Below are 16,711 nucleotides of genomic sequence, written 5' to 3'. Positions count from 1 at the left end.
CTTGCATAGTAGCAAACCGGGATCGGAAGAGGGCGGCTGTTCTTGAGGGTCTTATTCGTCACCACAGAGATGGACGACTTCGTCCGCGTCGGCGGATTGGGCGCCGTTTCCGCCGCGCTTCCCCGTGCACTTCGCTCCTTCGCCGATATCCGGATCATGTTGCCCGGCTATCGCGACATCATCGAGCAACTCACGCATATCCAGATCGTTGGCCGCTGCCCTGCATTCGCGGAGATGCCGGCCTGCTCGCTCGGCCGGGCCGCGACCAAGGACGGAATGCCGGTCTACGTGCTGTTGTGCTCGCAGCTCTACGACCGGCCCGGCAACCCCTATGGCGATGAGTCCGGGCGCGACTGGCCCGACAACGACATCCGCTTCGCGCGCTTTGCCTCGGCCGCCGCTGAGCTGGCCATGGGCACGCTGGACAAGAATTGGGCAGCAGACTTGATTCATGCCAATGACTGGCCGGCCTCGCTCGTGCCGGCGTATCTTGCCTGGCGCGGCGCCAAGCTGCCGTCGATCCTGACCATCCACAACCTCGCCTATCAGGGCCTCTTCCCGAAGGACTCGCTGCGTCGGATCGGCGCGCCGGAGAGCTCCTTCCACATCGACGGCGTCGAGTTCTACGACCAGGTCTCCTTCCTCAAGGCGGGCCTTGTCTACGCCTCGCACCTCACCACAGTCAGCGGCACCTACGCGCGGGAGATCACCACCGCGGAATTCGGCTGCGGCCTCGAGGGTCTGCTCCGTCTGCGCTCCGACGCCGCCGAGCTCACCGGCATCCTCAACGGCATCGACGAGAGTTGGGACCCGCGTTCCTGCGCCCAGCTCGCGCAGCAGTTCGGCGCCGGCGATTGGGCCGGGAAGAGAGCCAACGCGGATTACGTGCGTAAGCAGTTTGGCTTAGCGGTCTCGCGCGGGCCGATGTTCGGCATCGTCGCGCGCCTCGTGCACCAGAAGGGCATCGACCTCGTGCTGTCGGCGGCCGACGAGATCGTCGATGCCGGCGGGCAGATCGTGGTCACCGGCTCCGGCGAGCCGGCGCTCGAGCAGGCTCTGATCGACGCGCATCGCCGCCGTCCCGACGCAATCGGGGTGGCGATCGGGTTCAACGACGCCCAGGCGCGCCGCATCTTCGCCGGCAGCGACTTCACGCTGATGCCGTCGCGCTTCGAGCCGTGCGGCCTCAGCCAGATGTATGCCCAGCGCTTCGGCTCGCTGCCGATCGGCCACCAGACCGGCGGCCTTGCCGAGACCATCAGCGACGGCGAGACCGGATTCCTGTTCTCAAAACCCTCGCGCGAATCCTTCCTCGGGGGCGTGCGCCGGGCCTTCTCCGCCTTCATGGCGCACGACCAGCTCGACGCCATGCGCCGCAGCGCCATGGGACGATCGTTCTCCTGGAGCATCTCGGCCGGCAGCTACAGCGCGCTCTACCGCAAGCTGGCATCGGTGTGACGCCGGGGCTTTTCTCCGCGGAGAGGCGGGTGCGCCCACTCCTTACTCATGCCCCGGACGTGGGGCAGCGTGACTGGGACCTCACCCCTTCCCGCGCACATCCATCCGTGGCCGTCCGATCCAGGCCCGGTTGAGACACCGTGTCATCCAGTCCGGCTGCATCTCACCCCGCAGCCGCGCCTGCGCTTCCTGGTAGGGACCGACATAGCGCAGCCGGTCGGGCAATTTCGGATAGACGCGCCGTATCCATCTCAGCGCATTGTCGGCTGACCGGATCTCGCGCGCATCGAGCTCAAACCCAAACCCGGCCCGCAACCGCTCGGGCAGCATCCTTGCCGTGATCGCACGATACCATCGCGATGGCCGCAGCCATGGACGCGCGCCCATGAAGATCTGCGTCGCGATCTCGCGTGCCGCCGGGCTGACTGTCAGCGTGTCGGATTCCACCATCGCCCCGGTGTAAGCGGCGAACCCGGACCAGTCCGCGGGCAAGTCGTCTCCCGTCAGGCCGAACAGCGCGCCGAACATGCGGCTCTCGGCCCAATAGCGCTCACGCTCCTCCCCTGGGAGCGGCTGGAGAACGAGATCGTGGGCCATCAACGCGGTCTCGACCAGCGTGGCGTGAACCCAGCGTAGCGATGGAATGTCATTGGCACGGTAGCGCGAGCCTGCCGCGAACGGGCCGACCGTCTCGGGCATCTCGCCGAGGATCATGTCGTGGCGCCGGTGCAGTTGCCGCGACGCCAACAGTGCCCGGTCAAGCGAGCCGAACACCATGGCGAAGACGATGTCGAAGGTGCGATGAAAACGGCCGATCGGATCGGCAAAGGTCTTGGAATGCTCGGCGATTGCGGCTGCCACCCAGGGATGGGCCAGCTGCATGAGCAGCGCTCGGCCGGCGCCGAGAAAGATCACGGCCTCGCGGTCGATCCGCCAGGTGACCGTGTCAGGTCCGAACACGCCGGCAACCGGTCCCGCCGCATTGGCGCGGACCCGATCGAGAGCGGATTCCAGATCGCTGGCGGACACCACTTGCAGGGCCTTTCGACTGCGGACCGATCACGATGCACAAGGCCTGTGGCAATTCGATGAAGGCGGGCGATCCCTACTCGGCCGCCATCGGCATCTCGTCCATATGCTCGTGCAGCACCACGCCGGCGAGCGGATCAAATTCGCCGATCCAGGGCTTGCGCGCCAGCACCGATTTCGTGTGAGCATAGCCGGCATGCCACCGCCGCGTGATCCCGGACGGACTGAAATCGATATCCTTGGTATGGGTCTCGCGCTCGAGCTGTGGTGCCAGCAGGCGCACCACATGCATGCGGGTCGGGCAGCCGTAGCTCGCCAGTTCGCGCACGGCGGGGTCGCTACGCTCGCTTTCGGGCAGTCGCGCCGCGAGCTGGTTGATGACGTGACGCAGCCGATGCGCCTGTTGCTGCCGCACGATCTGGCTCGCGATGCGGCTGGAATATTGCACGTCCTTGTGCCGATTCAGCACCTCCGCCATCGTCGTCGGTTCGGGCCCGACAGGATTCCACAGATGCACGGAGAAGATCAGCGAATTCCTCCGCGGATTGTCGTCGAACACCGCCTCCGTCGGCGTATTCGACAAGATGCCTCCGTCCCAATAGAGCTCGCCATCGATACGTACGGCCGGGAAAGCCGGTGGCAGCGCGCCCGAAGCCATCACATGCTTCACCGTGAGCTCGCCGTCTCGGCTGTCGAAATAGCGCATTTCGCTGGTGCCGACGTGAGCCGCGCCAACCGTCAGGCGCGGCGCGCAGCGATTGGCAAGATCGAAGTCGACCAGTTCGCTCAGCGTCTTCTCCAGCGGAGCGGTCGAATAATAGCCGGCGTGATCGGCGCCGAGAGGATAGGAATCGCCGGCATGCGCCAGTGGATTGGGCCGGAAGAAACCGTGAATGCCGTGGGTCACGGTCGACCAATAGGCGAGCTTCTCGTTGAAGCCGGGAAACGCGGCTCGCCAGTCCCAGACCGGCTGCTGCTCCATTCGTTTCCAGAACTCCCTCAATCGCGCGAGCCGGTGCTCGGGCCTGTTGCCGGCAATGAGGCTTGCATTGATCGCACCGATCGACGTGCCGATGACCCAGTCCGGCTCGATGCCGGCCTCGTGCAGTGCCTGGTAGACCCCGGCCTGATAGGAGCCGAGCGCGCCGCCGCCCTGAAGCACGAGCACGACCTGTCCCGGCAGGTCCGTAACCTTGCTCTGCATGTCGTTCTGCATATCGTCCATGTCTTGCTCCTGATGAGCCTGCCCCGATCGACCATTCGTCGTCGAAGACAGCTTGTTACGCCGGCCCATGTCAATGCGCGGTCCAGCCGCCGTCGACCGGAAGCGCAATGCCGGTGATCGAAGCCGCCGCATCCGTTGACAGGAACACTGTCAGCGCGCCGAGCTCCTCGACCGTGGCAAAACGCTTGTTCGGCTGTTGCGCCAGCAAAACGTCGCGGATTACCTGATCGCGAGAGATGCCGTGCGCCTTGGCTTGCGCCTCGATCTGCGATTCGACCAGCGGCGTGGAAACGTAGCCGGGGCAGACCGCGTTGCAGGTGATGCCCTCCTCCGCGGTCTCCAGCGCCGTGACCTTCGTCAGACCGACGATTCCGTGCTTGGCCGCGACATAGGCCGACTTGAACGGCGAGCCGACCAGGCCGTGCGCGGAGGCGACGTTGATGATCCGGCCGAAGCCGCTCCGGCGCATCGCCGGCAGGGCGAGCCGTGTCGTGTGGAAGGCCGAGGTCAGGTTGATCGCGAGGATCTGATCCCATTTCTCGACGGGAAACTGATCGAGCGGGGCGACATGCTGGATGCCCGCATTGTTGACGAGAATGTCGAGCCGGCCTGATTGGGCGATGATGGCCGCGACCATCTCCGCGATCGATTTCGGCTTCGTCATGTCGGCGGGCGAGTAGCTCGCCTTGATGCCGAACTCGGCGGCGATCTGCTCGCGCGCCCGGCCAATCTCGCTCGCGATACCAAGGCCGTTCAGCACGACGTCAGCGCCGGCGGCCGCCAGCGCTCGTGCTATACCGAGGCCAATACCGCTGGTCGACCCCGTGACCAGCGCGACCTTTCCGGCCAGCGCGCGTCCGGGCTGCTGGGTCTGCGGCTCCAGCGGCATGTTCATGACTGACCTCCATCGGCGATCGCCGGGCTCGGGCCGAGCTCCGACATTTGCAGGACCATGACGCGTGGCCGCTCCGCATGGAAATGCCGCCTGGCTTCCAAAACCATACGCGCGCGCTATCGCGGCCGGGATGACATTCCCCGCTGCGATCGGTTAGATTCCGATCCATCCTGCTGGGGAACCGATCCATGGAAATGCACCAGGTCCGCTATTTCCTCGCGGTGGCGCAGCTCTTGAACTTCACGCGCGCGGCCGAGGAGTGCAACGTCACGCAGCCGTCGCTGACGCGCGCGATCAAGCAGCTCGAGGCCGAGCTCGGCGGCGATCTATTCCGCCGCGAGCGGCCGGCGGCACAATTGACCGAGCTCGGCCAGCGCATGCATCCGCTCCTGAAGCAGTGCTATGACGCCGCCGCCGGCGCACGCTCGCTCGCCTCCTCGTTCAAGAGCGGAGAGATCGGTGCGCTCCGCATTGCGCTGACCCATGCGATCGACCTCGGCTTGCTCATCCCGCATCTCAACGAGATCAAACGGCAGTTCAACCGCCTTGAATTCCGCTTCCTGCGCGGCACCAGCCGGGAGGTCGGCGACTTCCTGAAGAAGGGCGAAGCCGAACTCGGCATCGCCGCGGAGATCGACGAGGCCTGGGACCGCCTCGACGTTTGGCCGCTGTTCACCGAGAGCTTCGAGCTGGTCGTCGGCAACGGACACCGGCTGGCCGGCCGCAGTTCGATCGACCTGGACGACTTGCGATCGGAGCAGCTGCTGAACCGGACCTTCTGCGAACACGCGCGCCGCATCTCCGTGAGCCTGCGCGAACACGGCATCGACATCGAGCATGGCCCCGAGGTCTCGAATGAGCGCGATCTGATCGAGCTGGTCGAGGCCGACATGGGCGTCGCCATGATGCCGCACACTTCGCCGGTGCCGGATCGGTTGACACGGGCCGTGGTCGCGGGGCTGGACGCCCGCCGCACCGTCAACCTGTATGGCGTCGCCGGCCGTCAACGCACCGCCGTGGGCAATGCCGTGATGCGCATGCTGCGCGGCGCAGACTGGCGGCAAATCGCAGGGTAGCGCGGACGCTCAGTTCTCCCGGCTGGCGCTCTCCAGCGCTTCGATCAGATCGTCGATCTCCATCCGCTTGCGAAAATCGGGATCGACGAAGCGAGCTTTCACGATGCCGTCGCGCCCGACCACGAATACGGCCGGGATCGGCAGCAGCCAACCGTCGTTGCCGTGGAATTTCGCCATGTCCTGATAGGACAGCAACTGCTGGATCTCCACGCCGAGCCAGATTGCGAGGTTGAGCGACAGCGCATAGCCATTATCGAGATCGGTCAGCATCGGAAATGGCGCGCGGGATTCGGCCTTGAGCTGCCGCGTGTATTCCTGCGTCTCCGGCATGATCGCGACAACCTGTGCCCCAAATGCCTTGATGCGATCGAGCGCCTGGACCACGGCACGAACATTGAGCCGGCAATAGGGGCACCAATGACCGCGGAAGAACATCACCGCGACAGGGCCGCTCCTCAGCAGCGAAGGCAAGGAAACGAGATGCCCGCCCTCGTCAGGCAGCATGAACGACGGCATGGGGTCGCCCCGGCGCGGCGCCGTCTCGCCGCCGCCATTTCCGCTCAATCGCATCACCAGGCGATCGACCGCCTCGCCATAGGCGGGAAAGACCTTGCGGCTGGCGTCGGCATAGGCGCGGAGCTGTTCGTTCAGCGTGCCGTCCATGTCGCGGCAGCGCTGGAAGGCGAGCCTGAGCTGTTCGGCGTCGGCTGGCGAGAGAGAGGTCATCTTCTGCTCCGGCATTCCCCGTGGTGAATACTAGTTTCCCGGTTCGGCCGCCCGCAAGGGGCGGCCGCGATGCCAGGACCGGTTCAGTTCACGTAGAAATTGCCGGTGGGATCGAGCCGCCCGGAGGCAGAGTACAACGTACCATTGTCCATGAAGAACACGGTGTTGTCGGGCACCTTCTTCGCGTGCTTCATCATGGCCTCGTGGTTCTTCTCGGCCGGGGCCATGGCCATCGCGGACATCTTGCCGGGTCCGCCATAGACATAGGCCATGCCGGGCTTGAAGTCCCATGCGGCTTGCGAAAAGGCCGCCGTTGCGATGACCGCAAAGGCGGCGGTCGCGATCAGGGTCTTGGAAAATTGCGTCATGGTGCTCCTCCGAACTGACGAGAACGCCCGCCGATCGGGCGCGCTGCCATCGGACGCCGGATATCGCGAAAGCGGAAATGCCGATGCCCAATCGGTTCGATAGCCGTCGCCTATCGGGATAGCGCCGGGCTATCGCATCGAAAGCAAGCCGGCATTTCAATATGGAGACGGTCTCGACGAAGCTCCTGCCATCGCCCGCGACCATCGCGGTTGCGGCCAACACAGGAGACTTTCCATGTCTAGGCATCTCACAGCCTCCCGCGTGGTGTGGACAGGCGTTGCCGTTCTCGGGGCGCTGACGTTTGCGACGCCGGTTTTCGCCGGCGAGTGCCCGGCCGGCAAGATCAAGCCGAACGCGCAGCAAATGGTCGACCACAAGGCCGTCGGCGTCACCGACGTTACGCTCGGCGCGATCGATCTCGGCAAGCAGCCTGCCCGTATCGAGGGCCGCGAGCTGCGCTTCCGCAAGCTGACCATCGCGCCCGGCGGCATCGTGCCCTGGCACAGCCATGATGACCGCCCGGCTTTGATCTTCGTGCAACAAGGCGAGATCGTCGAATACGCCTCCAACTGCGTCGATCCGATCGTGCACAAGGCCGGCGACATCCGCCCCGAAGTCTACGGCACCTCGCATTGGTGGAAGAACCTCGGCAAGGAGACCGTCATTCTCTACGTCGGCGACGTCCGCAAGGATCCCAACGACCATCACATGTAACGAGCGCCCCAGCCCCAGCGCACTCGTTACCGGGTGTGGCGCCCGGATTCCCCATGCCGGCCCCGCATGCCGGGCGCCACATCCGCACAGGACAATCAGGCATGATCGATCTTTCGGCTCCCATCAAGCCGGGCGCGATGACGATGGAGGCGCATCCCCCCGGTTTCGCGCTTCGCTCGATCGTGATCGGCCTCACCGCCTTCCTGACCGTCGTCGATCTCTTCGCGACGCAGGCGATCCTTCCCTCGTTGACACGGCATTACGGCGTCACCCCCGCAGCGATGGGCTTTGCGGTGAATGCCAGCACCTTCGGCATGGCCCTTGCCGGTCTCGTCGTCGGTATCTTCAGCCCGCATATCGACCGGCGAACGGGCATCCTGCTCAGCCTGGCATTTCTTGCGATCCCCACCAGCCTGCTGGCCTCCGCGCCCAATCTGGCCGTCTTCACCGCCCTGCGCGTCGCGCAGGGCCTGTGCATGGCCTCCGCCTTCGCACTCACCCTCGCTCACCTCGGCGAGCAGTGCAGCGCCATGGACGCCGGCAGCGCGTTTGCGGCGTACATCACCGGCAATGTCGCCAGCAACCTCGTCGGGCGGCTGATCTCGGCGGCGCTTGCCGATGGCCTCGGCCTCGCCTGGAACTTCTACGTCTTCGCCGGGCTCAATCTTGCCGGCGCACTGCTGGTCTATTTCACCATCAAGCGCGTGCCGCCGATGCATGCGATGAGGCCTGCGGGATCTCCGCTGGCCGCCATGATCGCGCATTGGCGCAATCCGCGGCTGCGCGCCGCCTACGGCATCGGCTTCTGCATTCTGTTTGCTTTCATCGGCACCTTCACTTTCGTCAATTTCGTTCTGGTGCGGCCGCCACTGTCGCTTGGCATGATGGATCTAGGCCTCGTCTATTTCGTCTTCCTGCCATCGATCGTCACGACGCTTCTCGCGGGCAAGGTGGCCGCGCGGCTGGGAACGCGGCCCACGATCTGGAGCGCGCTCGCAGTCGCCGGGCTCGGGCTGCCCTTGATGCTGGCGCAGCATCTTGGCACGGTGCTCGCCGGAATGGTCCTGGTCGGCGTCGGCACGTTCTTCGCCCAGGCCGCCGCGACCGGCTTTATCGGACAGGCGGCAGCCGACAACCGCGGCCTTGCCAGCGGCACCTATCTTGCGTGCTATTTCTGCGGCGGGCTCGTCGGCACGGCCGTGCTCGGCCGGCTGTTCGATGCTTTCGGCTGGCAGGCCTGCGTCGCCGGCGTGGGCGTGGCGCTCGCGCTGGCGGCCGTGCTCACCTTCGCCCTGAAACGCTAGCGTTTCGCCGGTGCTTCCTGCGGCGGCTCGTCATCGGCGATGGCGCGCCAGGCGGCACCGTCGAGATCGTCGTACTGTCCGCTCCTGAGCGACCAGAGGAAGGCGACGAGACCCGCACCTCCCAGCATCAGCGCCAGCGGGACCAGAATGACCAGGATCTCCATCACACGATCTCCCGCGAGGCGCTGCGGGCGCGCAGCGAGTTCAGCATGACCAGGATCGACGAACCGCTCATGGCGGCTGCCGCGATCAGGGGCGTCACGACACCGCTGATCGCGACCGGCACGGCCAGAACGTTGTAGCCGATGGCGAGCCAGAGGTTCTGCCGCATCAGGTGCAAGGCCTTGCGCGATGCGTCGATGGCGGCGACGACCGGGGCCAGCGGCCGGCCGAGGAAGACGAGATCGGCGGTCGCCTGGCTGAGATGCGCGGCCGAGATCGGCGACATCGAGATATGGGCTGCCGCGAGCGAAGGCGCATCGTTCATGCCGTCGCCCACCATCAGCACCTTGGCGCCGCGCTGCTTCAGCTCCTCGATCCTTGCAATCTTGTCGGCAGGCGTCACGCCGGCGCGCCATTCCGGGATTCCAAGCGCATTGGCCGCCGCCTTCACCGCCGGCTCGCGGTCGCCGGACAGGATCTCGATGCCCATGTTGCGCGCCTTCAGCGCCGCAATCGCGGCTCGCGCATCGGGGCGCAAGCCCTGGCGGACGGAAAGGATGAACTTCTCGCTGCCCTTGCTGAAAGCCACGATCGACGCTTCGGGATCCACCGTGGCGCCGCCGACCAACGCCCCGGCGCCGCAGAAGGACGGGCGCCCCAGGCGAAGCTCGACGCCGTCGACGCTCGCGCGGACGCCCTGACCGGATTCCTCGACAGCTCCGACGATCGGAGACTTCGCACCGGCGGCCTGCGCAACCGCCGCCGCCACCGGATGATGGCTCGACAGCGCGAGCCGGCCGGCGAGATCGAAGACGTCGGCGGGGATGTCGGCGGCATTGATGACTTCGAGATCGGGCAGCGTCAGCGTGCCGGTCTTGTCGAAGATGACATGGTCGGCTTCGGCCAGCCGCTCGATGGCGTCACCGGCATTGAGCAGCACACCCGCTTTGAACATCGCCCCGGAGGCGACCGTCTGCACGGTCGGAATGGCAAGACCGAGCGCACACGGGCAGGTGATGATCAGCACCGCCACGCCGGTGACGATCGCATCATGCCAGCTCGCGCCGGCGATGACCCAGCCGAGGATGGTCAGAAGCGCGGTCGCGTGCACGACCGGCGCGTAGAGCCGCGAGGCGCGGTCGGCGAGGCGCATGTAGCGCGAGCGCGCCTGGAGCGCGTTGTCGAGCAGCCGCGTGATCTCCGCGAGCAGCGTCGCCTCCGAGGCGGCCGAGACCCGGACCCGCAACGTGCCCGAAATGTTCATCGACCCCGCGTAGACCGGCGTGCCCTGCTCTGCCGTGACATAGAGCGTCTCGCCGGTGATCAGGCTCTGATCGATCTCGGAACGCCCCTCGATCACGGTGCCGTCGACCGCGCAGCGCTCACCCGGTCGCAGCAGCACGATGTCGCCGGCATTGATCGCGGCAACCGGCACCTGCGAGATCTCGTCGGGACCGACGAACTTCGCGGCCGTCTCCGCCTTGAGCGCGGCGAGATTGCCGGCGACCGCGCGCGTCCGGCGCCGCATGTTCTGGTCGAGGAAGCGGCCGACCAGCAGGAAGGTCAGCAGCATGATCGCCGCGTCGAAATAGGCGTGCTCGGCGTGGTTGATGGTCTCGACCACGGACATGCCGAGAGCCAGGATCACGCCGATCGAGATCGGCACGTCCATGTTGGTGGTCTTCGCCGACAGTGCGCGCCAGGCCGAACGGAAGAACGGCTGGCCGGCATAGGCCGCCGCCGGCAATGCGATCAGCGCCGAGAGCCAGTGGAAGAAGTCGCGTTGCTCGGGCAGCATGTCCGAGACGTTGCCCGACCACACCGGGATCGACAGCATCATCACGTTCATGGTGGCGAAGGCTGCGACCCCGAGACAGCGCAGCAGGAAACGCGATTCGGCGACCTCGGCCGCCTCCGCGCTTTCGGTCTCGAAGGGATAGGCCTTGTAACCGAGTTCCTCGAGCCGATCGATGAATCGGCCGGGATCGAGCGTGCCCGCCTTCCATTCCAGGGCGACGCGGCGGTCGGTGAGATTCACGCGTGCCAGCGTGACATCGGGAATGGCTGACAGGCCGCGCTCGATCTTGGCCATGCACCCGGCGCAGTGAACGCCCTCGACCGCGAGATCGATGTGCTGGACGCCCTCGCCCGCGCTCCGAACGTAGTGCGAAAAATCCCGCGTGATGTGCATGACGGCGTCCTTCAGTTCAGGATCACGCGATTGCGCGACAGGAACACGCGCGTTCCCCGCGCCTCGCCCTCGATCACCAGGTCCCATTGGCCCGGCGCGACGTCCGCGGCACTGCCGCGATAGAGACCAATGCCGGATTCCGTGAGCTCGACGGCGAGATCGGCGCGCTTGTCGGTCGGCCGCTCCAGCCGGCCGCCGAACTTCAGTCCCGAGATCGGCTGGCCGCCGGCATCGCGGGCTTCGATCTGGACCGAGGCGCCGCCGTCGCTGCGGCGCTCGATATGCGCGTTGACCTTCCACTTGCGCGCAGCTTGGTCCTGCGCCGCCGAGATCTCGCGATCGTAGACAAGGCCTGCGGCATAGGGACTGTCGACGTCGGTGCCGGGCAGCGTCGCGATCGCGAGCTTCATCATGGTGAAGTTGGCCCCGATCACGACGCCGAAGAAAGCGACCAGCATCAGGAAGACCTTGGTTCCGGTCAGCGGCTTGGATGCCATGGCAGTCTCCTGATCCTCAAGGTGAGACGAAATTGTCGGTTGCGGAAGCGACCTCGCCGAGCCCGATATCGGTGACCAGGAAACGGACGGGGATCGACTTCTCCGGATTGTTCTCTGCCGGCGCGGTGACGAGCAGCCGCAGCTCGCTGGTGGAGTCGCGTGGGATCACGATCATCGGCCGATCAGGCGTTACCGAATCGACGCCGATGACATGGATCGTCGCATTGGCCGGCCCGTTGGCGTCGATCGCAATGACGCGGTCATAACCGCTCTTGTTGAGCAGCCGCACCGTGTAGGCGTTGCGGATCGAGCCGTCGCTGAGCTTGACCGCGATCGGGTTGCGATCGTGCAGCACGTTGACGTCGAGCAGGCTGCGGGTCGCGAGCGTATAAGTCATGAAGCCGCCGATGGCCACGATGATCGCGCTGTAGACGATGGTGCGCGGGCGGACGATGCGGTAGATCGGCGCCTTGCCTTCCTGGCGGCGGTGGATGTTGATGTCGTTGTCGTAGCCGATCAGCCGCTTCGGCCGGCCGATCTTCGCCATCACGTTGTCGCAGGCGTCGATGCACAGCCCGCATTGGATGCATTCGAGCTGCGGTCCGTTGCGGATGTCGATGCCGGTCGGACAGACCGCGACGCATTGATAACAGTCGACGCAGTCACCGACCTGCTGGCCGAGCGCGCGCAGCTCGGCCGCCTTCTTGACAGACGTCCGCTTCTCGCCGCGGTCGTAGCGATAGGTGACGTTGAGCGCCCATTCGTCCGTGAGCGCGGCCTGAATGCGCGGCCATGGGCACATATAGGTGCAGACCTGCTCACGCATGAAGCCGGCGAGGACATAGGTCGTCGCGGTGAGGATGCCGATCCAGATATAGGCGATCATCGGCGCCTGGAACGTGACGAGCTCCTTCACCAGGGTCGGCGCGTCGGTGAAATAGAGCACCCAGGCGCCGCCGGTCCACCACGCGATCATGAGCCAGATCGAATGCTTGAGCACGATCTCGGAGATGCGCTCGAGCTTCAGCGGATCGGACGATTTGTCCTTCTTCATCCGCTCGCGCCGGTCACCTTCGACCAGACGTTCGACGGCATAGAACAGGTCGGTCCACACCGTCTGCGGACAGAGATAGCCGCACCAGATGCGACCGCCGACCGAGTTCATAAGGAACAGCGCCACCGCGGCCACGATCAGCAGGCCGGTGAAGTAGTAGACCTCCTGCGGCCACAGCTCGATGAAGAAGAAGTAAAAGCGGCTGTTGGGAAGATCTATCAGCACCGCCTGGCTGGGCGCGCCGAGACCGCGGTTCCATCGCACGAACGGCAGGAAATAATAGACGCCGAGGCAGATCGCCATCAGCGTCCATTTGATCCGGCGGAACGTGCCGGAGACGCTCTGGGGATAGACCTTCTTGCGGGCTGCATAGAGCGGCCCGGTGTCATCCGCAGGCTTCAGTTCGTTCGGATTTACGGTCTTGTTCATCGCCTGGAGTTTCTCGAAGAGGTGCGATTGAACCTAGACCTGGCGCCGGAATCTCCCTTGATCCAACGCAAACGGGGGCGCTTTTCTTCGCCCCCGCCGCAGGACGTCGATCGTCGATCGGCTACTTGCCGCCGCCGAGCGAATGGACGTAGACCGCCATCGCCTTGATGGTGGCGGGATCGAGCCGGCCTTCCCAGGCCGGCATCACGCCGGCGCGGCCTTGGCTGATGGTCTCGACCAGGCTCGCCTCGTCGGAGCCGTAGAGCCAGATCTTGTCGGTCAGGTTCGGGGCACCCAGCTCCGGGTTGCCCTTGCCGGCATCGCCGTGGCAGGCGGCGCAATTCTCGGCAAAGATCTTCTCGCCCTTGGCGGCGTCGTAGCCGTTGCGGGTGGAAAGGCCCGACAGCGATCGGACGTAGTTGGCGACGGTGACGATCTCGTCCGGCTTCAGCACGCCGTCCTTGCCGAAGGCGAGCATCTGGCCCTCATGGCTCTTGGCATGGCCCGACCGCACGCCGAACTGGATCGTCTGCATGATCTGGTCGAGCGAGCCGCCCCACAGCCATTCGTCATCGTTCAGGTTGGGATAGCCCTTGGATCCCGTCGCACCCGTGCCGTGGCAAGGCGCGCAATTGTCGCCGAACACGGTCTTGCCCTTGGCGCGCGCAAGCGCCAGCAGAGCCGGGTCCTTCTCGATGTCGGCGAGCGAGGCCGTGCCCAGCGCCGCCATCTTGTCACCGCGGATCTTCTCGAGGTTGGCGAGTTCGACCGCAACGTCGGCGCGCGAGGAGTAGCCGAACACGCCTATGGTGTTGCTGGAGATCAGCGGCCAGGCCGGATAGACGATCCAGTAGCCGATCGACCAGAGGATGGTGAGGTAGAAGGTGATCACCCACCACCGTGGGAGCGGCGTGTTGAGCTCCTTGATGCCGTCCCACTCGTGTCCGGTCGTGGACTTCCCGGAGAGGGAATCGATGTCGCTAGAATGATCGGTCATGGTTTCTCACTCCTCCCGCAAGGGCAGGTGCGCTGCTTTGTCGAACGCAGCCTTGTTACGGGGCCAAAATGCGTAGGCGATGATCGCGAGAAAGATCGCGACGAACACCGGTGTCCAGATCGTCGCCACGAGATCGGACGCTAGATTGTGGACTGTCAGGATGGCTTTCATCGTTCATGCCTTCTCAGCGAAGATTGGCTTTCTCATTGTAGATCTTGAAGTCGACCAGCGTGCCGAGCATCTGCAAGTACGCAACGAGCGCGTCCATCTCGGTCGGCGTGCCGGTCTTGCCGTCGAAGTTGCGCACGACGGCCTTGGCGTAGCGCTTCGTGAAGGCGTCGGAGCCGGCATTGTCCGGATCGGCCTGGGCTTTCAGGTCGGCCGCGGCATTGGCGATCTGCTCGTCGCTATAGGGGACCCCGACGGTCTTCAGCGCGCGCATGTCGCCGGCGATCGCATCCGGGTCGACCTCGGTCTTGCTGAGGAACGGATAGCCTGGCATGACCGACTGCGGCACGATCGCACGCGGGTTGGTCAGATGGGTGACGTGCCAGTCGTCGGAATACTTGGCGCCGACGCGGGCAAGATCAGGTCCGGTACGCTTGGAGCCCCACTGGAACGGATGATCATACATGCTCTCGGCGGCGAGCGAGAAGTGACCGTAGCGTTCGACCTCGTCACGCAGCGGCCGCACCATCTGCGAATGGCAGAGATAGCAGCCCTCGCGGACGTAGATGTTGCGGCCCGCGAGCTCGAGCGGCGTGTAGGGCCTGACCCCGTCGACCTTCTCGATCGTGCTCTTGAGGTAGAACAGCGGGGTGATCTCGACGAGACCGCCGATCGCGACCACCAGCAGGATGCCGACGACGAGGATGATCGAGTTCTTTTCGAAGACTTGGTGGCGTGTCCAGAATGACATTGTTTGCTCCTCACTCCGCCGGCTGAAGAGCGACGGGCATCTGGACTTCCGCCTCGCCGACGCGAACGGTCATCCAGAGATTATAGGCCATGATCAGCGAGCCGATCAGGAACAGGCCGCCGCCGGCGGCGCGGATGATGTAGAAGGGATGCATCGCCTCGACGGTTTCGATGAAGGAATATTCGAGGAAGCCGAGCGAGGTGTAGGCGCGCCACATCAGGCCCTGCAGGATGCCGGACACCCACATCGCCGAGATGTAGAGGACGATGCCGAGCGTGGCGACCCAGAAGTGCCAGTTGACGAGCTTGAGGCTGTAGAGTCCCTTGCGGTTCCAGGCCCACGGCACCAGGCAGTAGAGCGCGCCGAAGGAGACGAAGCCGACCCAGCCGAGCGCGCCGGAATGCACGTGGCCGATGGTCCAGTCGGTGTAGTGACTGAGCGAGTTGACCACCTTGATCGACATCATCGGGCCTTCGAAGGTCGACATGCCGTAGAAGGCGACGGAGACCACGAGCATCCGCAGCACGGGATCGGTGCGCAGCTTGTCCCAGGCACCCGACAGGGTCATCAGGCCGTTGATCATGCCGCCCCATGAGGGCATCCACAGCATGATGGAGAAGGTCATCCCCAGCGTCTGCGTCCAGTCCGGCAGCGCCGTGTAGTGCAGATGGTGCGGGCCGGCCCAGATGTAGAGGAAGATCAGCGCCCAGAAGTGCACGATCGAGAGCCGATAGGAATAGATCGGCCGCTCTGCGCGCTTCGGCACGAAGTAATACATGATGGCGAGGAAGCCCGCTGTCAGGAAGAAGCCGACCGCGTTATGGCCGTACCACCACTGGAACATGGCGTCCTGGATGCCGCCCCAGGCGACGTAGGACTTCGAGCCGAACACCGAGACGGGGAGCGCCGGATTGTTGCCGAGATGCAGGACCGCGATCGTCACGATGAAGGCGAGATAGAACCAGTTCGCGACGAAGATGTGCGGCTCCTTGCGCTTGAAGATGGTGGCAAGGAAGACGAGCAGATAGACGACCCAGACGATGGTGAGCCACAGGTCGGCGTACCATTCCGGCTCGGCATATTCCTTCGACTGGGTGACGCCGAGCAGATAGCCCGTGCCGGCGATCAGAATGAAGAAATTGTAGCCCACCACCACGAACCACGGCGCGAGGTCGCCGGCCAAGCGTGCGCGGCAGGACTTCTGCACCACGTAGAAGGACGTCGCGATCAGCACGTTGCCGCCGAAAGCGAAGATCACGGCGGAGGTGTGCAGCGGCCGCAGGCGGCCGAAGCTGGTCCAGGGCAGGTCGAAGTTCAACGCGGGCCAAGCCAGCTGCGAAGCAATGATGAGGCCGACGAGGAAGCCGGCAATGCCCCAGAACACGGCCATGAAGGCGGAGAACTTGATCGGCCCCATGTTGTAGTTCGGGCGGCCGTTGATTTCCTGGGGCGGCAACGCCGCCGGCCGCTCGAAGTAGCGGTTGACGATGACGAACACCGCAGCCACGCTCGCCGCCGCGCTGAGCGCGGCGTGGAAGGCGAAGGGCGCATCGAGCGCCTTGGCCGAGGCGATGACGCAAAAGAAAGCGGTGACTGCGAATACGACAGCCAAGCCGCTTTCACCGATGGTCATTGATTTTGAAATGGAGGGCTGGCTCATGCGGAT

General features: G+C 65.0%; 17 protein-coding genes. 4 read left to right on the top strand and 13 right to left on the bottom strand.

The annotated features are described in order from the left end of the window. Positions 1-42 precede the first annotated feature (42 nt). Positions 43-1,458: a glycogen synthase GlgA gene (gene glgA / locus K408_RS0119500; RefSeq protein WP_024340136.1), complete on the top strand. Its 1,416-nt coding sequence runs from the start codon at positions 43-45 to the stop codon at positions 1,456-1,458. A gap of 81 nt (positions 1,459-1,539) precedes the next feature. On the opposite strand, the gene K408_RS0119495 is transcribed toward glgA, so the two are convergent. The 3 genes from K408_RS0119495 to K408_RS0119485 form a co-directional block, all read right to left on the bottom strand. Next, positions 1,540-2,490, bottom strand: a complete 951-nt coding sequence (locus K408_RS0119495) for an oxygenase MpaB family protein (protein WP_024340137.1) — start codon at positions 2,488-2,490, stop codon at positions 1,540-1,542. A 73-nt stretch (positions 2,491-2,563) separates the two neighbouring features. Beyond that, positions 2,564-3,712, bottom strand: coding sequence for a DUF3734 domain-containing protein (locus K408_RS0119490; protein WP_024340138.1), 1,149 nt, complete (start codon positions 3,710-3,712; stop codon positions 2,564-2,566). Between the two features lie 70 nt (positions 3,713-3,782). After that, positions 3,783-4,607, bottom strand: coding sequence for a 3-hydroxybutyrate dehydrogenase (locus K408_RS0119485; protein ID WP_024340139.1), 825 nt, complete (start codon positions 4,605-4,607; stop codon positions 3,783-3,785). 188 nt (positions 4,608-4,795) lie between these two features. Between K408_RS0119485 and K408_RS0119480 the strand changes: the two genes are divergently transcribed. Further along, positions 4,796-5,683, top strand: a complete 888-nt coding sequence (locus K408_RS0119480) for a LysR family transcriptional regulator (protein WP_024340140.1) — start codon at positions 4,796-4,798, stop codon at positions 5,681-5,683. A 9-nt stretch (positions 5,684-5,692) separates the two neighbouring features. Here K408_RS0119480 and K408_RS0119475 read toward each other — a convergent pair whose 3' ends face one another. Together K408_RS0119475 and K408_RS0119470 are read right to left on the bottom strand one after the other, a co-directional pair. After that, positions 5,693-6,409, bottom strand: coding sequence for a peroxiredoxin-like family protein (locus tag K408_RS0119475; RefSeq protein WP_024340141.1), 717 nt, complete (start codon positions 6,407-6,409; stop codon positions 5,693-5,695). An 83-nt stretch (positions 6,410-6,492) separates the two neighbouring features. Further along, on the bottom strand, positions 6,493-6,777 hold the full coding sequence (locus K408_RS0119470) for a hypothetical protein (protein ID WP_024340142.1): 285 nt from the start codon (positions 6,775-6,777) through the stop codon (positions 6,493-6,495). 235 nt (positions 6,778-7,012) lie between these two features. Here K408_RS0119470 and K408_RS0119465 point away from each other — a divergent pair, with 235 nt between their 5' ends. Together K408_RS0119465 and K408_RS0119460 are read left to right on the top strand one after the other, a co-directional pair. Next, positions 7,013-7,492 carry a cupin domain-containing protein gene (locus K408_RS0119465; protein WP_024340143.1) on the top strand — a complete coding sequence of 160 codons (480 nt, stop codon included), beginning with the start codon at positions 7,013-7,015 and terminating at the stop codon, positions 7,490-7,492. 101 nt (positions 7,493-7,593) lie between these two features. After that, positions 7,594-8,796, top strand: a complete 1,203-nt coding sequence (locus K408_RS0119460; RefSeq protein ID WP_024340144.1) for an MFS transporter — start codon at positions 7,594-7,596, stop codon at positions 8,794-8,796. Here the strand turns inward: K408_RS0119460 and ccoS are convergent. From ccoS to ccoN, 8 genes are all read right to left on the bottom strand, one after another. Then, positions 8,793-8,960, bottom strand: coding sequence for a cbb3-type cytochrome oxidase assembly protein CcoS (gene ccoS / locus K408_RS0119455; protein WP_008550618.1), 168 nt, complete (start codon positions 8,958-8,960; stop codon positions 8,793-8,795). The genes K408_RS0119460 and ccoS overlap by 4 nt on opposite strands. Continuing rightward, entirely contained in the window at positions 8,960-11,149 is a 2,190-nt protein-coding gene (locus K408_RS0119450) for a cation-translocating P-type ATPase (protein ID WP_024340145.1), read from the bottom strand. The genes ccoS and K408_RS0119450 overlap by 1 nt, the downstream gene beginning before the upstream one ends. 11 nt (positions 11,150-11,160) lie before the next feature. Further along, positions 11,161-11,646 carry a FixH family protein gene (locus tag K408_RS0119445; protein ID WP_024340146.1) on the bottom strand — a complete coding sequence of 162 codons (486 nt, stop codon included), beginning with the start codon at positions 11,644-11,646 and terminating at the stop codon, positions 11,161-11,163. A gap of 16 nt (positions 11,647-11,662) precedes the next feature. Continuing rightward, positions 11,663-13,129 carry a cytochrome c oxidase accessory protein CcoG gene (gene ccoG / locus K408_RS0119440; protein ID WP_024340147.1) on the bottom strand — a complete coding sequence of 489 codons (1,467 nt, stop codon included), beginning with the start codon at positions 13,127-13,129 and terminating at the stop codon, positions 11,663-11,665. A 121-nt stretch (positions 13,130-13,250) separates the two neighbouring features. Further along, positions 13,251-14,126 carry a cytochrome-c oxidase, cbb3-type subunit III gene (gene ccoP, locus K408_RS0119435; RefSeq protein WP_024340148.1) on the bottom strand — a complete coding sequence of 292 codons (876 nt, stop codon included), beginning with the start codon at positions 14,124-14,126 and terminating at the stop codon, positions 13,251-13,253. Between the two features lie 6 nt (positions 14,127-14,132). Then, entirely contained in the window at positions 14,133-14,297 is a 165-nt protein-coding gene (locus tag K408_RS0119430) for a cbb3-type cytochrome oxidase subunit 3 (RefSeq protein WP_024340149.1), read from the bottom strand. Positions 14,298-14,310: 13 nt separating this feature from the next. Next, positions 14,311-15,045 carry a cytochrome-c oxidase, cbb3-type subunit II gene (gene ccoO / locus K408_RS0119425; RefSeq protein ID WP_024340150.1) on the bottom strand — a complete coding sequence of 245 codons (735 nt, stop codon included), beginning with the start codon at positions 15,043-15,045 and terminating at the stop codon, positions 14,311-14,313. 10 nt (positions 15,046-15,055) lie between these two features. After that, a complete protein-coding gene (gene ccoN / locus K408_RS0119420; protein ID WP_024340151.1) occupies positions 15,056-16,705 on the bottom strand; it encodes a cytochrome-c oxidase, cbb3-type subunit I in 1,650 nt (549 codons plus the stop codon). Positions 16,706-16,711 lie beyond the last annotated feature (6 nt).

Origin of the sequence: Bradyrhizobium sp. in8p8 (assembly GCF_000426845.1) — a bacterium.
Lineage (GTDB): Bacteria > Pseudomonadota > Alphaproteobacteria > Rhizobiales > Xanthobacteraceae > Bradyrhizobium > Bradyrhizobium japonicum_C.
This window is presented reverse-complemented; position numbering and strand designations above follow the sequence as displayed.

What these genes read in the sequence shown, in the direction of transcription:
- K408_RS0119490 (WP_024340138.1), bottom strand. Translation starts at nt 3,712, where the DNA reads ATGGACGATATGCAGAACGACATGCAGAGCAAGGTTACGGACCTGCCG.
- K408_RS0119485 (WP_024340139.1), bottom strand. Translation starts at nt 4,607, where the DNA reads ATGAACATGCCGCTGGAGCCGCAGACCCAGCAGCCCGGACGCGCGCTG.
- K408_RS0119480 (WP_024340140.1), top strand. Translation starts at nt 4,796, where the DNA reads ATGGAAATGCACCAGGTCCGCTATTTCCTCGCGGTGGCGCAGCTCTTG.
- K408_RS0119475 (WP_024340141.1), bottom strand. Translation starts at nt 6,409, where the DNA reads ATGACCTCTCTCTCGCCAGCCGACGCCGAACAGCTCAGGCTCGCCTTC.
- K408_RS0119470 (WP_024340142.1), bottom strand. Translation starts at nt 6,777, where the DNA reads ATGACGCAATTTTCCAAGACCCTGATCGCGACCGCCGCCTTTGCGGTC.
- K408_RS0119465 (WP_024340143.1), top strand. Translation starts at nt 7,013, where the DNA reads ATGTCTAGGCATCTCACAGCCTCCCGCGTGGTGTGGACAGGCGTTGCC.
- K408_RS0119460 (WP_024340144.1), top strand. Translation starts at nt 7,594, where the DNA reads ATGATCGATCTTTCGGCTCCCATCAAGCCGGGCGCGATGACGATGGAG.
- ccoS (WP_008550618.1), bottom strand. Translation starts at nt 8,960, where the DNA reads ATGGAGATCCTGGTCATTCTGGTCCCGCTGGCGCTGATGCTGGGAGGT.
- K408_RS0119450 (WP_024340145.1), bottom strand. Translation starts at nt 11,149, where the DNA reads ATGCACATCACGCGGGATTTTTCGCACTACGTTCGGAGCGCGGGCGAG.
- K408_RS0119445 (WP_024340146.1), bottom strand. Translation starts at nt 11,646, where the DNA reads ATGGCATCCAAGCCGCTGACCGGAACCAAGGTCTTCCTGATGCTGGTC.
- ccoG (WP_024340147.1), bottom strand. Translation starts at nt 13,129, where the DNA reads ATGAACAAGACCGTAAATCCGAACGAACTGAAGCCTGCGGATGACACC.
- ccoP (WP_024340148.1), bottom strand. Translation starts at nt 14,126, where the DNA reads ATGACCGATCATTCTAGCGACATCGATTCCCTCTCCGGGAAGTCCACG.
- K408_RS0119430 (WP_024340149.1), bottom strand. Translation starts at nt 14,297, where the DNA reads ATGAAAGCCATCCTGACAGTCCACAATCTAGCGTCCGATCTCGTGGCG.
- ccoO (WP_024340150.1), bottom strand. Translation starts at nt 15,045, where the DNA reads ATGTCATTCTGGACACGCCACCAAGTCTTCGAAAAGAACTCGATCATC.
- ccoN (WP_024340151.1), bottom strand. Translation starts at nt 16,705, where the DNA reads ATGAGCCAGCCCTCCATTTCAAAATCAATGACCATCGGTGAAAGCGGC.